The sequence below is a fragment of the Streptomyces sp. NPDC127097 genome, from assembly GCF_042724075.1.
Taxonomy (GTDB): domain Bacteria; phylum Actinomycetota; class Actinomycetes; order Streptomycetales; family Streptomycetaceae; genus Streptomyces.
The window spans coordinates 1-14,545 of the sequence record NZ_JBHXFI010000102.1; the positions used below are offsets into that span (position 1 = coordinate 1).

Consider the following 14,545-nt stretch of genomic DNA (forward strand, 5'->3'; position numbering starts at 1 on the left):
GGCCCCTGCGGGGGGCGCCGCGGGGGTTCCGACCCGGGGGGGGTTTGGGCGGGGGGGGTTGTTGGTGGTTGGCCGGTGGGGGCCCCCCCCTGCCTGAAGGGCGTGGGGCAGCAACGGCGAGCAACAACCACGGCGGGCCAGCCGAAAACGTGGGCCTCAGCCGGCCTCGGCCAAGGGCTCGGCGAATTGCGCCGCATAAAGCCGCGCATACGCACCGTTGGCGGCCAACAGGGCCTCATGGGGCCCCTGTTCCACGATCGCCCCGTTTTCCATGACGAGGATGACATCCGCGTCACGGATCGTGGAGAGGCGGTGGGCGATGACGAAGCTGGTGCGGCCGGTGCGGAGCTGGGCCATCGCGTGCTGGATGAGGACCTCGGTACGGGTGTCGACCGAGCTGGTGGCTTCGTCGAGGACGAGGATGGCCGGTTCGGCGAGGAACGCGCGGGCGATGGTGATCAGCTGCTTCTCGCCGACGGAGACATTGCTGCCCTCGTCGTCGAGCACCGTGTCGTAGCCGTCCGGCAGGGTCCGCACGAAGCGGTCGACATGGGTGGCGCGGGCGGCCGCCACGATCTTGTCCATGGAGGTGCCCGCGGGGGCGCCGTAGGCGATGTTCTCGGCGATGGTGCCGCCGAAGAGCCAGGTGTCCTGGAGGACCATGCCGATGTGCGCGCGCAGCTCCTCGCGGGACATGGCGGCGATGTCGGTGCCGTCGAGGGTGATCCGGCCGCCGCGGACCTCGTAGAAGCGCATCAGGAGGTTGACGAGGGTGGTCTTGCCGGCGCCGGTGGGGCCGACGATCGCCACCGTCTGGCCGGGGTGGACGGCCAGCGACAGGTCCTCGATGAGCGGCTTGTCGGGGGCGTAGCGGAAGGAGACGTCCTCGAACTCGACGCGGCCCTCGATGCGTTCGGGCCGGGCGGGCCGGACGGGGTCGGGGTCCTGCTCCTGCGCGTCGAGGAGTTCGAAGACCCGCTCGGCGGAGGCGACGCCGGACTGGACGAGGTTGGCCATCGAGGCGACCTGGGTGAGCGGCTGGCTGAACTGCCGGGAGTACTGGATGAATGCCTGGACGTCGCCGATGGAGAGGGCGCCGGAGGCGACGCGGAGGCCGCCGACCACCGCCACCAGGACGTAGTTGAGGTTGCCGATGAACATCATCGCGGGCTGGATGATCCCGGAGATGAACTGGGCCTTGAACCCGGCGGCGTAGAGGGCCTCGTTCTGTTCGCGGAAGAGTTCGGCGGACTCCCGCTGGCGGCCGAAGACCTTCACCAGGCTGTGGCCGGTGTACATCTCCTCGATGTGCGCGTTGAGCTTGCCGGTGGTCTTCCACTGCTGGACGAACTGCGGCTGGGCGCGCTTGCCGACCTTGGTGGCGACGACGACCGAGACCGGGACCGTGATCAGGGCGACCAGCGCCAGCAGCGGGGAGATCCAGAACATCATGGCGAGGACGCCGACGATGGTCAGCAGCGAGGCGACGATCTGGCTGAGGGTCTGCTGGAGCGTCTGCTGGATGTTGTCGATGTCGTTGGTGGCGCGGGAGAGGACCTCGCCGCGCTGTTGCCGGTCGAAGTAGCTCAGGGGCAGCCTGGCCAGCTTCTCCTCGACCTGTTCGCGCATCCGGAAGACGGCGCGCTGGACGACCCGGGTGGCGATCCTGGCCTGGACGAAGCCGAAGAGCGAGGCGGCCGCGTAGATCAGGGTGACCCAGAGCAGGACCTGGCCGACGGTGCCGAAGTCGATGCCGTGGCCGGGGACGACCGGCATCGTGCCGATCATGTCGGCCAGCCCGTCCTGGCCGTGGGCACGGAGTTGGGCGGCGGCCTGGGCCCGGGTGAGCCCGTCGGGCAGCTGCCGGCCGATGATGCCGGCCATGATCAGGTCGGTGGCGTGGCCGAGGACCTTGGGGCCCACGACGGTCAGTGCCACGCTCAGCGCGCCCAGCAGCAGGGCGACGGTCATGATGCCCGCCTCCGGCCGCATCTGGGCCAGCAGCCGTTTGCCGGAGCCCTTGAAGTCCATCGACTTCTCGGTGGGCTGGCCGCCCATCATCCGGGCGGGGCCGGCCGCCGGTGCCGGGCCGCGCGGTGGGGCCTTGGGGGGTGTCTCCCCGGTGGCCGCCGGGGCCCCGTCCCGGGGGGCCGGCCCCTTGTCCGCGGTGGTCATGCCGCCTCCTGCTCGGTGAGCTGGGAGAGCACGATCTCCCGATAGGTCTCGTTGCCGGCCATCAGCTCGGCATGGGTGCCGGTGCCGACGACCCGGCCCTCGTCCAGGACGACGATCCGGTCGGCGCCGCGGATCGTGGAGACCCGCTGGGCGACGATCACGACCGTGGCCCGGTCGGTCTCGCGGGCGAGGGCGGCGCGCAGCGCGGCGTCCGTCGCGTAGTCCAGGGCGGAGAAGGAGTCGTCGAAGAGGTAGATCTCGGGGCGCCGTACCAGGGCGCGGGCGATGGCCAGCCGCTGGCGCTGGCCGCCGGAGACATTGCCGCCGCCCTGTGCGATGGGCGCGTCCAGGCCGCCTTCCATCCGCTCGACGAAGTCCCTTGCCTGGGCGGTCTCCAGGGCGTGCCACAGCTCGTCGTCGGTGGCGTCGGGGTTGCCGTAGCGCAGGTTGGTGGCGACGGTGCCGGAGAAGAGGTACGGCTTCTGCGGGACCAGGCCGATGGCCGTGGCCAGGGTCTCCTGGTCGAGGGTGCGGACGTCCTCACCGTCCACCAGGACCGTGCCGCCGGTCGCGTCGAAGAGGCGGGGGACGAGCCCGAGGAGGGTGGACTTGCCGCTGCCGGTCGACCCGATGACGGCGGTGGTCTCACCGGGGCGGGCGAGCAGCGAGATGTCCTTGAGGACCGGCTGTTCGGCGCCCGGGAAGCGGAACTCGACGCCGCGCAGCTCCAGTTCGCCGTGCCGGCGGAGCTCGGTGACGGGGTTCTGGGGCGGGGTGACGCTGGAGTCGGTCGCCAGCACCTCCTGGATGCGCTCGGCGCAGACCTCGGCGCGCGGCAGCATCATCACCATGAACGTCGCCATCATGATCGACATCAGGATGTACATGAGGTAGCTGAGGAACGCGGTCAGCGCGCCGATCTGCATCGAGCCGCTGTCGATGCGCAGCCCGCCGAACCAGACGACGGCCACGCTGGAGAGGTTCACGATCAGCATGACCAGCGGGAACATCATCGACATCAGCCGGCCGGCGCGCAGCGAGATCTCGTAGAGACCGGTGTTGGCCCCGGCGAACCGCTCGCGCTCGTGCCGGTCGCGGACGAAGGCGCGGATGACGCGGATGCCGGTGATCTGCTCGCGCAGCACGCGGTTGACGGTGTCGATGCGCTCCTGCACCCCGCGGAACAGCGGACGCATCCGGCGCACGATCAGTGAGACGAGGATCCCGAGGACCGGGACGATGACCAGGAGCAGGCCGGACAGCGGCACGTCCTGGTTGAGCGCCATGATGACGCCGCCGACGCACATGATCGGCGCCGAGACCATCATGGTGAACGTCATCAGCACCAGCATCTGGACCTGTTGGACGTCATTGGTGGTCCGGGTGATCAGCGACGGCGCGCCGAAGGTGCCCATCTCGCGGGCGGAGAAGGACTGCACCCGGTCGAAGACCGCGGCGCGGATGTCCCGGCCGAGCGCCATCGCCGTACGGGCACCGAAGTAGACGGCGCCGATCGCGCAGACGATCTGGAGCAGGGTGACGGCGACCATGAAGCCGCCGATGCGCAGGATGTAGCCCGTGTCCCCCTTCACGACACCGTTGTCAATGATGTCGGCGTTGAGGGTGGGCAGGTAGAGGGTGGCCAGGGTCTGGATCAGCTGGAGCAGAACGATCAGGGATATCGAGCGCCTGTGGGGCCGCAAATGCGCCCGCGCTAGTCGGACCAACACACCGTGAGCCTAGGCGAACACTTGCCCTCGGCAATCGAATTTTCGTGTTCTGCCCCTCCCGTTCCTGTCCCGTTGCCGGAATGTGCCCGGAACCGGAGGGGCCGCCGCGTACGCCATCATGGAGGCGGCAACGACGGGGTCTCCGCCACCACGGAAGCCCCCCGACCGACACGACGAAGAGGCCGCCGTGACAACAACTGGCACCGTGCGCTACTGGGCCGCGGCCAAGGCCGCCGCAGGCACGGCAGAAGAGCCGTACGCGGCGGCGACGCTCGCCGAGGCGCTCGACGCGGCACGCGCGGCGCATGCCGCGAACCCCGAGTTCGCGCGCGTCCTGCTGCGCTGCTCCTTCCTGGTGGACGGCGATCCGGTCGGCACCCGCGACCACGGTGCGGTGCCGCTGGCCCAGGGCGGCACCGTCGAGGTCCTGCCGCCGTTCGCGGGAGGGTGAACAGACGACCATGAGCGACCACCAGCCGCAGCACCGACCGTCCTACGAGCCGCACGACCCGTATGCGCCGCAGGATCCCTACGCCCAGCAGGAGCCGTACGCCCCGCAGGATCCGTACGGCCGGCCGGACCCGTATGGCCGCCCGGATCCGTACGGGCGACCGGCGCAGCAGCCCGCGGCGCAGCAGCCGTACGACCCGCAGGCGCCGTACCGCCGGCAGCCGGCCCCTGACCCCTACCGGCAGCAGCAGGCCCCCGGCCCGGTGCCGCAGCCGGGGCCCGGCCCCTACGGGCGCGGCCGGACCGGGCAGGACCCGTACGGGTACGAGGCGTACGGACAGCAGCCCCGGTACGGACAGCCGCAGCAGGGGCAGCCGCAGCACGGACAGCCGCAGCACGCCCGGCCGGCGCCGCAGCCGCCGCACGGCCAGGACGGCTACCGCGCCCCGCACGCCGAGCCCGCGCCGCTGCCCCCGCAGCACCAGACCGCGTCACCGGCCGAGGAGCCGTACGCCCGCCGGCACCCCCAGCCGGCCAGGCCGGCGCCCGCCGCGCCCGCACCGGCCGCCGCGGTGGTCTCCAGCGCACCGCTCGCGGCCAACCAGCGCGCCCGCGCCGAGGGCCGCTCGCCGATCATCCCGCCCGGTGTGCAGCCGGCCGCGCTGACCGCCGGACTGGCGCTGCTGCTGGCGCTGACCGCGCCGCTGGCCCGTCCGGTGCTCGCCGTGCCGGTGGCGCTGCTCCAGGCCGTCACCGCGGCCGGCTGGTTCCGGCTCAACGGCATGTGGCCGGCCCGCCAGGGCATCGCGCTGGCCTTCCTGGCCGGGCTCACCACCGATGTCGCCCTGCTGGCCACCGAACCCGCGAGCGCGCCCCTGGTTGGCATCGGCACGCTCGGGGTGTGGTGTCTGCTCGTCCTCGTCCTCCAGCTGCGCAACCGCAGCAGCGCCGACGAGCGGATGTACGCGCTGACCGCGGGGCTGACCTCGACCGCCCTGGTGGTGCTGGCCGCCGGGCAGCTCGCGGCGAGCCCGCACGCGGTGACGGTCGGCGCCGCCGCGGTCGGGGTGGCCACCCTGGCCCGTGCGCTGCCGCTGCCCCCCGTCGCCTCGGCCGGCATCGCGCTGGTCGCCGCCGCGGGCGCCGGGATCGCGGCCGGGCAGCTCACCGGCCTGGGGGCGTCCGGTGCGCTCCTGGGGCTGGCGGCCGGCGGCTGCGCCCTGATCGGCCTGCGGGTGGCCAGCTACGACTACCCCTCCCGCTTCGTCCACCTGACGGCCGGGGTGGCCCTGCCGCTGGCCCTGGCCGCACCCGCGGTGTACGTCCTGGGGCGGGCGCTGGGGTAACCCACAGCGGGCCGTGCGCGAGGTGAAACGGAGCGGTGGCCGCCGGTGGCGCATCATGTGCCGTCCGGCGGCCGCCGCTCCCGTTTGCCGGAGCCCGTCGTCTAGGCTCCCCCGGAGCGCAGGCAGGGGGCCTGCATGGACGAGTCGGCCGTAATCCGGCCCAGTGTGGGGGTAGTGGTTCGATGCGTGCACTACGCGTGCTGTTGGTCCTCGTGGTCATACTCGGGGGGCTGTTCGTGGCCGCCGACCGGGTGGCCGTGGGGCTCGCCGAGGACAAGGCCGCGGAGAAGATCCGCGGCAGCCAGGGGCTCGACCGGACCCCGACCGTCGCCATCAAGGGCTTCCCGTTCCTGACCCAGGTCGCGGGCCGCAGCCTCCAGGAGGTGGACGCCGACCTCGGGGGCATCGAGGCCCGTGCCCAGGGGCGCTCGCTGCGCATCGACCAGCTGTCGGCGCACTTCTTCGACGTCGGGCTGACCAGCGACTACACCTCCATCGAGAGCGCCGCCTCGGCCACCGGCAACGCCCGGATCACCTACGCCGACCTGACGAAGGCGGCGGGCGGCGGCGTCAAGATCAGCTTCGGCGGGCAGAAGAACGGCCGCAGCCAGGTCAAGATCTCGCCGAAGATCCCGGTCCTCAGCTCGCTGGAGGTGACCGGCGCCATCACCATCGTGGGCGGCGACACCGTCCGGCTGCGGGCCGACGGGCTCCCGGGGATGTGCCGGGCCCTCCCGGGCTGTGAGGCGAAGGTGCGCGCCCAGACCGACCACGACTGGAAGCTGGACCAGCTGCCCGGCAACCTGAAGCTGGACAAGGTCGTGACGATGTCCGAGGGCCTCTCGATCTCGGCCTCCGGCAAGAACGTCAAGCTTCCCGGCTGACCGGACGCCCCCGGCGGTCCGCCCCACCGGTCCGCCGGCCGATCCGTACTCCGTCCATTTCCTGAGACACCCCGGTCCGTACGCCAGACCCCCCACGGGCGTACGGCCGCCCGGAGCCCGTGCGTGACCGCGCCGCACGCCCTCCCATCTCACATCACGGACAAACGCGTCTCGCTATTCGACACGCCGGTGACATGCGCCGCTCCGCGTCCCTACGATCGGTGCCATGCAGAGCTCATTGAGCGGTCTCCGTCCGCGGGGACGGGCGGTCCTGACGAAGCGGCGGGCAGTAGACCTGTGCCGCGTCGCCGCCATGCTCTGTCGCCCTGTCTGACGGGCCGTCGCTCCCTCTCCCGCGCTCCTTCAGGAGCAGGGGTGTCCGCGTCGCCCGGCCGGCCCCCTCGGCCGTTCCCCCCTGTCCCCGCACAGCGCCACGTCGGCCCCGTACACCCCACACGGCCGCCCGGAAGTCCACGGCGCGCACCCGGCATACCCGAGTGCAACTCTGCCACTGCCCCCCGCAACTGCCCCGGAGGAGAAGAATCATGAGCCGTAGCGACGTCCTCGTAGACGCCGACTGGGTCGAGGCCCACCTCGAGGACCCGAAGGTGGTTCTCGTCGAGGTAGACGAGGACACCTCGGCCTACGACAAGAACCACATCAAGAACGCCGTCCGGATCGACTGGAAGCAGGACCTCCAGGACCCGGTCCGCCGCGACTTCGTCGACCAGGAGGGCTTCGAGAAGCTGCTCTCCGCCAAGGGCATCGCCAACGACGACACGGTGGTCCTCTACGGCGGCAACAACAACTGGTTCGCCTCCTACGCCTACTGGTACTTCAAGCTCTACGGCCACGACAGCGTCAAGCTGCTCGACGGCGGCCGCAAGAAGTGGGAGCTGGACTCCCGCGACCTGGTCGACGGCTCCGAGGTTCCGCAGCGTCCGGCCACCGAGTACCAGGCCAAGGCGCAGAACACCGCGATCCGCGCCTTCCGTGACGACGTCGTCGCCGCGATCGACAACCTCAACCTGGTCGACGTGCGCTCCCCCGACGAGTTCAGCGGCAAGCTGCTCGCCCCGGCGCACCTCCCCCAGGAGCAGTCGCAGCGCCCCGGCCACGTGCCCAGCGCCCGCAACATCCCGTGGTCGAAGAACGCCAACGACGACGGCACCTTCAAGTCGGACGACGAGCTCAAGGCCCTCTACGAGGGTGAGTCCGTCGACCTCGCCAAGGACACCATCGCCTACTGCCGCATCGGTGAGCGCTCCGCGCTGACCTGGTTCGTCCTGCACGAGCTGCTCGGCCAGACCAACGTCAAGAACTACGACGGCTCCTGGACCGAGTACGGCTCGCTGGTCGGTGTGCCGATCGAGCTCGGCGCCGCCAAGTAAGCAAGCCGCTTCTCTCTCTCCCCCCCGAACCCCTCAAGGAAGTACCCCTATGTGTGGAGCACAGGCAGGCGGCCCGGACGCCTCGACCATCAAGCCCGGTGAGACCACGATCCAGGGCAGCGTGACCCGCGACGGCGAGCCCGTCACCGGTTACGTCCGACTCCTGGACAGCACCGGCGAGTTCACCGCCGAGGTCCCCACCTCCGCGACCGGACAGTTCCGCTTCTACGCGGCCGAGGGCACCTGGACGCTGCGCGCGCTCGTCCCGGGCGGCACCGCGGACCGCACCGTCGTCGCCCAGAAGGGCGGACTGGCGGAGGTCGCCATCGCCGTCTGACGGCACCGCGCGTGGCGGCGGCCCCGGGCCACCCGGATTCCGCCGCCACCGTCCGTACGGCCGGAGGGCCGCACCCCAGGGGTTTGGACGCCATGACTGGGGGTGCGGCCCTCCGCGCCGTGCGCGGCCGGCACCGGGGCCCGCCCCGACTTCTGTCCGGCCCCGCACGGACTTACCGTGGAGTCATGGACGCGCACCGCCGGTCGCCCGTAGAGCGCCGTCACCGCAGGTACTTCGTCCTGATGGGCGTGTGCCTGGTGCTGTTCGTCCTGGCCTGGGGTGTGGTGCGGCTGTGGTCGGTCCCGGCCGCGGTGGGCATGTGCGTCGTCGCCATGGTCATCCCGCCGGTCGCGGCCGTCATCGGCAACCGGCGCGAGCCCGGCGAGCGCTGGTGGGACGAGTCCGGCGATCCCGAGTCCGACCGCTGGTGGCGGGAACTGGACGACCGGGGCGACGACAAGCACCGGCAGTAGGCCGGACCCGCCACACGGTGCGGACGCTCAGTAGACAAGCGCCTGGACGTCGTCCGGCATGATCTCGCTGACGAACAGCTGGGCACCGGCGATCCCGGCCCCCTCGATCAGATCCTTCTGCTCGATGTTCCGCCGCGCCGCGCACTGGGTGCAGACCGTGATCGCCCCGCCGCCCGCGCGGATGCCGTCGATCAGCTCCGGCAGCGGCGCCGCGTGCGGCAGCTCGAACTCCGCCGCCCGCCCCGGCAGCGCGAACCACACGGACTCCCCGGTCAGCCACAGGGACACCTCGACGCCGCTGGCCGCCGCCACCGCCGCCACCGTGAACGCCTGCGAACACCGTTCGGGCGCGTCCGCGCCCGCCGTCACCTTGATCACGAGCTTCTTCGCCATGAGGCAAGAGTAGGCGCGGCGGACCTCACAGCGCCGCTGTCACCGCCGCCGACTAGACTCGCAGGCGGTCCGTTACACCCTCACTCGTCAAGGGGCGCGCTCGTGCTTGAGGCATTCTTCACCACACTGCTGGTCCTGGTCGGCGTCGCCGTCGTCGCGTTCGCCGGTCTGACCTGGAAGAAGCTCTACCAGGGCCAGCGCTGAGCGCGCCTGTCACCGCCACCCTTCGCCGGAGCGCCGCCCGCGCCCCCGGCGGTCCCCCTCTCTATAGATCGTCTGAGCTCTCATGATCGAGATCCCGTCCGACCTGAACCCGGCCCTGGTGCCGCTCGCCTTCCTCCTCGGCAACTGGGAGGGCGCCGGCGTCGCCGACTTCCCCGGTACCGAGAAGTGCAACTTCGGGCAGGAGGTCAGCTTCACCCACGACGGCCGTGACTTCCTCGAGTACACCTCGCACAGCTGGGTGCTCGACGCCGAAGGCAAGAAGGTTCGCCCCCTGGAGTCCGAGAGCGGCTACTGGCGCATCGACGCGGACCGCAAGGTCGAGATCGTGATGTGCCGCGACCAGGGCGTGGTGGAGGTCTGGTACGGCGAGCTGGCCGACCAGAAGCCGCAGATCGACCTGGCCACCGACGCCATCGCGCGCACCGCCGCCTCCGGCCCGTACAGCGGCGGCAAGCGGCTCTACGGCTACGTCAACAGCGACCTGATGTGGGTCGGCGAGAAGGCCACCCCGGACGTCCCGCTGCGGCCGTACATGTCCGCGCATCTGAAGAAGGTCGCCGACCTCAAGGAGTGGGCGGAGAGCCTGCCCGACGACATGCCCGACGGCGTCTCCTTCTTCCGTCCGGACGGCACGCCCTACAACCCGTGAGCACCCCGGGGAGAGTCCCGCTCTCCCCGGCCGGCAACCTGGCCCGCGGTCCGCGCGGCCTACGGGCGGGCGGCCGACCCGGCGGCCTGCGGACACCCGGCGCCCGCCCTTCTACACTGGCGGTGTGGTGACCACCGACTGGCAGAGCGACCTCCGCAGGCGCGGATACCGCCTGACCCCGCAGCGTCAGCTCGTGCTGGAGGCTGTGGACAGGCTGGAGCACGCCACCCCGGACGACATCCTCACCGAGGTGCGCAAGACGGCGGGCGGGGTGAACATCTCCACGGTCTACCGGACCCTGGAACTCCTCGAAGAGCTGGGCCTGGTCAGCCATGCCCACCTCGGCCACGGCGCCCCGACCTACCACCTCGCCGACCGCCACCACCACATGCACCTGGTGTGCCGGGACTGCACGGAGGTCATCGAGGCGGATCTGTCGGTGGCCGAACCGTTCACGGCGATGCTGCGCGAACAATTCGGCTTCGAGACGGATATGAAGCATTTCGCGATCTTCGGGCGCTGTGCGGCCTGCCGCGCCAAGGCGGCCGAGGGCGACGGCTGAGGCGGTCGCCCCCGAGTCGTAGGCTGGCCCCATGCCGCGACCTTCAACCGCCAGCCCCCTGCTGTCGCTGCCCGGCGCCGTCCCCGCCGAGGCCCCCGACGAAGGCGTCGCCGCGCACTACGGCGACCTCTTCCGGGAGCAGCGTGCCCTCGCCGACGGCGCCGGCTTCGTCGACCTCTCGCACCGTGGCGTGGTCACCGTCACCGGCCCCGAGCGGCTGAGCTGGCTGCATCTGCTGCTCACCCAGCACGTCAGCGACCTGCCGCCGGGCCATGCCACCGAGGCGCTGATCCTGTCCGCGCACGGCCACATCGAGCATGCGGTCTCCCTCGTCGACGACGGCGAGACGACCTGGATGCACACCGAACCCGGCAACCAGGAGGCACTGATCGCCTACCTGGAGAGCATGAAGTTCTTCTACCGGGTCGAGGTCGTCGACCGCACCGACGAGATCGCCGTCGTCCACCTCCCGGCCGGCTCCATCGCCGAGGTCCCCGGGGACGCCGTCGTACGCGAGACCGCGCACGGCCGCGACATCTTCCTGCCCCGCGCCGACCTGGAGTCCTTCGCCGCGGACCACGGTCCCGCGATCGGCGTGCTGGCCCTGGAGGCGCTGCGCGTCGAGGCCCACCGCCCCCGGCTGGGCCTGGAGACCGACCACCGCACCATCCCGCACGAGCTGGGCTGGATCGGCACCGCCGTCCACCTCCAGAAGGGCTGCTACCGCGGCCAGGAGACCGTCGCCCGGGTCCACAACCTGGGCAAGCCGCCGCGCCGGCTGGTCTTTCTGCACCTGGACGGCAGCGAGGTCCATCTGCCGCCGCACGGCACCCCCGTCCGCCTCGCCTCGGACGGCGAGGAGGGCAGGCAGCTCGGCTTCGTCACCACCTCGGCCCGCCACCACGAGCTCGGCCCGATCGCGCTGGCCCTGGTCAAGCGGAATGTGCCGGTGGACGCGCCGTTGATGGCGGGCAGCACGGCGGCTTCGCAGGAGGTCGTCGTGGAGCCGTAGGGGCCCGCGGCTCCGGCGCGGACCCCCCGGCGCGCGGGGCAGGACCTTGTCCGGCCCCGACCGCCGGAGTGGCCTCAGACCTCCACGAGCACCGTGAACGGCCCGTCGTTCGTCAGCGACACCTTCATGGACGCACCGAAGCGGCCGGTCTCCACATGGGCGCCCAGCGCCCGCAGCTGCGCGACGACCTCGTCGACCAGCGGCTCGGCGACCGGCCCCGGTGCGGCGGCGTTCCAGGTGGGGCGGCGGCCCTTGCGGGCGTCACCGTAGAGAGTGAACTGGCTGATCACCAGCAGCGGCGCCGAGGTGTCCGAGCAGGACTTCTCGCCCTGAAGGATCCGCACCGACCACAGCTTGCGGGCGAGCTGCGCCGCCTTCTCCTTCGTGTCCTCGTGCGTGACCCCCACCAGCACGCACAGCCCCTCACCGACGATCTCCCCGACCGTCTCGCCCGCCACCTCGACGCGGGCACCGTCAACCCTTTGCACCACAGCTCGCATACCCGCCATCATGCCGGGCGGCCAACCACCTTCGGACAGCCGTGCCCCCACGGGGGCCGTTCGGGTGCCATGGCCCTGCGGAAGGACCGCCCAGAGTGGCACGATGCGTGCACGTGGTGCGTTTCATGGACAACATGCCCAGGACGCGGCACCGGACGAGGGGACACGATTCATGAACACTCTCGGCGCCGGACAGACACCCGGTCCCGTACCAACCGCCCGTACGACACCGACCGGACGGACCACATCGACCGCCCCCGCGACCGACTCCGCACATCCGGCGCCCGCCACCCCACCACCCCCCACCGCCCTGACGACCACCACAGCGACGGCTCGCGTCGAGCCCCCCGGCACCGAGGACGGCCCCATGCTCCAGGCAGGCCAGGCGCAGCACCCCCGCCCCCCGCAGCAGCGCGACCACTGCCTGCCGGCCACCACCCCCGACCTGTCCGGCCTGGGGCTGCCCGAGCTGCGCGTCGTACGGCGTGATTCCCAGCAGGAAGAGGCCGATCTCAGCTATCTGCGGCGGCTGTTGCAGGGCCGGATCGACATCCTGCGGGCCGAGATCGCCCGCCGTAGTGCCCAGCAGTCACCGCTGCTGGACCGGCTCCCGGAGATCCTGACCGACCTGCCGTCGCGGCACCGCTCCTCCGCCCGGCATGTGACGCTCGGTACGCCGCACAGCGAGGAATACCGCAGGCTCGCCGAGGAAATGCTGGGCGAGGTGGAGCTGTCCGACCTCACCGCGCGTACGGACCAGGAGCTGCACGACGCGATGGGCCGGCTGATCCGCTACGAGCAGCAGGTGTCCCGGCGCCGTCAGTCGTTGCAGCGCACCACCGACGATTGCAGTGCCGAAATTGCCCGCAGGTACCGTGAAGGTGAAGCGCAAGTAGACGACCTGCTGTCCTGACCGGGCCACAAGCCTCTGGGGGGCGCGGGTCATTCCCGGAAGGCCGACGATGACCTCGCCCACCCCCATATCCGAGCCGACCTCGGAATCCGCCCTGTCCCCGGATTCCCCGGCGGCCGCGCTTTCCTCCGCTTCCTCCGCTTCCTCCGCTTCCCCCGCTTCCTCCGTTCCGTCTGCCGCCTCCCCCGTCCTCGCCGAGGTCGTCCGCTCCGGCTTCGTCGAGGGGCGGCACCGGGGCTCCCTCGTGGTGCTCACCGCCGACGGCAGCGTGGACTGGGCGCTGGGCGACGTGACCGCGCCCGTCTTCCCGCGCTCCACGAACAAGCCGATGCAGGCCGCGGCGGTGCTGCGGGCGGGTCTGGACCTCTCCGGCGAGCGGCTGGCGCTGGCCGCCGCGAGCCACTCCGGCGAGCCGTTCCACCTCGATCTCGTACGGACCATGCTGGCCGAGCACGGCCTGACCGCCGACCACCTCCAGACGCCCGCGGACCTGCCGCTGGACCCCGAGGAGGCGGAGTCCTACCTCGCCTCTGGCCGGGTCCGCGACCGCCTCACCATGAACTGCTCGGGCAAGCACACCGCGATGCTGGCCGCCTCCGCGCTCAACGGCTGGCCGCTCGCCACGTATCTCGACGAGGTCCATCCGCTACAGCAGCTGGTCGCCGACGGGGTCCGCGCCGCGAGCGGCGAGGACGTCGCCCATGTCGGCACGGACGGCTGCGGGGCGCCCCTGCTGTCGCTGTCGCTGACCGGGCTGGCGCGCGCCTTCCGGCACTTCGTCATGGCCGAGCCGGGCAGCCCTGAGCGGCGGGTCGCCGACGCGATGCGCGCCCACCCCGAGTACGTCGCCGGCACCCGCCGCCCCGACACCTGGCTGATGCGGGCCCTCCCCGGCACCCTCTCCAAGATGGGCGCCGAGGCCGTGCAGGCCCTGGCCCTTCCGGATGGCCGCGCCCTCGCCTTCAAGATCGACGACGGCGCCACCCGCACGCTCGGGCCTGTCCTCGCCCGCACCCTTCGCCTCATGGGCGTCGACGCGCCGGTCCTCACCCGCCTTGAGGACGCGCCGCTCCTCGGGGGCGGTACGCGGGTGGGGGAGGTTCGGGCTTCGTTCTGACGGGCGTTGGGGGGCTGCGTCTCGTTTTTGGCTGCGGGTTTGTTGTGGCTGATCGCGCAGTTCCCCGCGCCCCTGTTTTGGTCGCCGTACGTCGTTTGGTGCGGCGCCGTGGTGGCTGGCGCGCCTGTTTGGTCGCCGTGCGTTGTTTGGTGCGGCGCCGTGGTGGCTGGCGCGCCTGTTTGGTCGCCGTACGTCGCTTGGTGCGGCGCCGTGGTGGCTGGCGCGCCTGTTTGGTCGCCGTGCGTTGTTTGGTGCGGCGCCGTTGTGGCTGGCGCCGTTGCGGGTTACGTGGGTGCCGCGGGGGTCGGAGGGGACGCACCGGGGCCCGTCCTCGGCGCGGGCGACGCGGGTGCGTGGGATTGATTGCCCCGGTGTTTGCTCCGGTCCT

16 protein-coding genes are annotated in these 14,545 nt (G+C 71.7%); 12 read left to right on the top strand and 4 right to left on the bottom strand.

Annotated elements, in window-relative coordinates:
- Nucleotides 1–156: 156 nt before the first annotated feature.
- Both ACFWJW_RS36960 and ACFWJW_RS36965 read right to left on the bottom strand, forming a co-directional pair.
- Complete coding sequence (locus ACFWJW_RS36960; protein WP_387249599.1) at nt 157–2,175, bottom strand: ABC transporter ATP-binding protein; 2,019 nt, start codon at nt 2,173–2,175, stop codon at nt 157–159.
- Nucleotides 2,172–3,905, bottom strand: coding sequence for an ABC transporter ATP-binding protein (locus ACFWJW_RS36965; RefSeq protein WP_387249605.1), 1,734 nt, complete (start codon nt 3,903–3,905; stop codon nt 2,172–2,174). The genes ACFWJW_RS36960 and ACFWJW_RS36965 overlap by 4 nt, the downstream gene beginning before the upstream one ends.
- A gap of 205 nt (nt 3,906–4,110) precedes the next feature.
- On the opposite strand from ACFWJW_RS36965, the gene ACFWJW_RS36970 reads away from it, so the two are divergent.
- The 7 genes from ACFWJW_RS36970 to ACFWJW_RS37000 all read left to right on the top strand — a co-directional run bounded on the left by ACFWJW_RS36970 (nt 4,111) and on the right by ACFWJW_RS37000 (nt 8,786).
- Nucleotides 4,111–4,356 (top strand): MoaD/ThiS family protein, encoded by a 246-nt coding sequence (locus ACFWJW_RS36970; protein ID WP_042146978.1) that lies wholly within the window; start codon nt 4,111–4,113, stop codon nt 4,354–4,356.
- A 10-nt stretch (nt 4,357–4,366) separates the two neighbouring features.
- A complete protein-coding gene (locus tag ACFWJW_RS36975; RefSeq protein ID WP_387249607.1) occupies nt 4,367–5,701 on the top strand; it encodes a hypothetical protein in 1,335 nt (444 codons plus the stop codon).
- A 182-nt stretch (nt 5,702–5,883) separates the two neighbouring features.
- Entirely contained in the window at nt 5,884–6,585 is a 702-nt protein-coding gene (locus ACFWJW_RS36980) for a DUF2993 domain-containing protein (protein WP_387249610.1), read from the top strand.
- A gap of 226 nt (nt 6,586–6,811) precedes the next feature.
- Nucleotides 6,812–6,919 carry a putative leader peptide gene (locus tag ACFWJW_RS36985; RefSeq protein ID WP_350252853.1) on the top strand — a complete coding sequence of 36 codons (108 nt, stop codon included), beginning with the start codon at nt 6,812–6,814 and terminating at the stop codon, nt 6,917–6,919.
- Between the two features lie 211 nt (nt 6,920–7,130).
- Nucleotides 7,131–7,976 carry a sulfurtransferase gene (locus ACFWJW_RS36990; RefSeq protein ID WP_387249615.1) on the top strand — a complete coding sequence of 282 codons (846 nt, stop codon included), beginning with the start codon at nt 7,131–7,133 and terminating at the stop codon, nt 7,974–7,976.
- Nucleotides 7,977–8,025: 49 nt separating this feature from the next.
- Nucleotides 8,026–8,313, top strand: coding sequence for a DUF1416 domain-containing protein (locus tag ACFWJW_RS36995; protein ID WP_006603933.1), 288 nt, complete (start codon nt 8,026–8,028; stop codon nt 8,311–8,313).
- A gap of 185 nt (nt 8,314–8,498) precedes the next feature.
- A complete protein-coding gene (locus ACFWJW_RS37000) occupies nt 8,499–8,786 on the top strand; it encodes a DUF3099 domain-containing protein (RefSeq protein ID WP_362834062.1) in 288 nt (95 codons plus the stop codon).
- Nucleotides 8,787–8,813: 27 nt separating this feature from the next.
- On the opposite strand, the gene ACFWJW_RS37005 is transcribed toward ACFWJW_RS37000, so the two are convergent.
- A complete protein-coding gene (locus ACFWJW_RS37005; RefSeq protein WP_190146464.1) occupies nt 8,814–9,179 on the bottom strand; it encodes a DsrE family protein in 366 nt (121 codons plus the stop codon).
- Nucleotides 9,180–9,465: 286 nt separating this feature from the next.
- Between ACFWJW_RS37005 and ACFWJW_RS37010 the strand changes: the two genes are divergently transcribed.
- The 3 genes from ACFWJW_RS37010 to ACFWJW_RS37020 all read left to right on the top strand — a co-directional run bounded on the left by ACFWJW_RS37010 (nt 9,466) and on the right by ACFWJW_RS37020 (nt 11,627).
- Nucleotides 9,466–10,053: an FABP family protein gene (locus ACFWJW_RS37010; protein WP_387249621.1), complete on the top strand. Its 588-nt coding sequence runs from the start codon at nt 9,466–9,468 to the stop codon at nt 10,051–10,053.
- Between the two features lie 124 nt (nt 10,054–10,177).
- Nucleotides 10,178–10,615, top strand: a complete 438-nt coding sequence (locus ACFWJW_RS37015) for a Fur family transcriptional regulator (RefSeq protein WP_018089712.1) — start codon at nt 10,178–10,180, stop codon at nt 10,613–10,615.
- Nucleotides 10,616–10,646: 31 nt separating this feature from the next.
- On the top strand, nt 10,647–11,627 hold the full coding sequence (locus ACFWJW_RS37020) for a YgfZ/GcvT domain-containing protein (protein ID WP_387249626.1): 981 nt from the start codon (nt 10,647–10,649) through the stop codon (nt 11,625–11,627).
- Nucleotides 11,628–11,701: 74 nt separating this feature from the next.
- Here the strand turns inward: ACFWJW_RS37020 and dtd are convergent, their stop codons facing one another.
- On the bottom strand, nt 11,702–12,127 hold the full coding sequence (dtd, locus tag ACFWJW_RS37025) for a D-aminoacyl-tRNA deacylase (RefSeq protein ID WP_387249630.1): 426 nt from the start codon (nt 12,125–12,127) through the stop codon (nt 11,702–11,704).
- Between the two features lie 367 nt (nt 12,128–12,494).
- On the opposite strand from dtd, the gene ACFWJW_RS37030 reads away from it, so the two are divergent.
- Together ACFWJW_RS37030 and ACFWJW_RS37035 are read left to right on the top strand one after the other, a co-directional pair.
- Nucleotides 12,495–13,040, top strand: coding sequence for an ABC transporter substrate-binding protein (locus tag ACFWJW_RS37030; RefSeq protein WP_387249636.1), 546 nt, complete (start codon nt 12,495–12,497; stop codon nt 13,038–13,040).
- A 49-nt stretch (nt 13,041–13,089) separates the two neighbouring features.
- A complete protein-coding gene (locus tag ACFWJW_RS37035) occupies nt 13,090–14,157 on the top strand; it encodes an asparaginase (RefSeq protein WP_387249633.1) in 1,068 nt (355 codons plus the stop codon).
- The last annotated feature ends 388 nt before the right edge of the window (nt 14,158–14,545 follow it).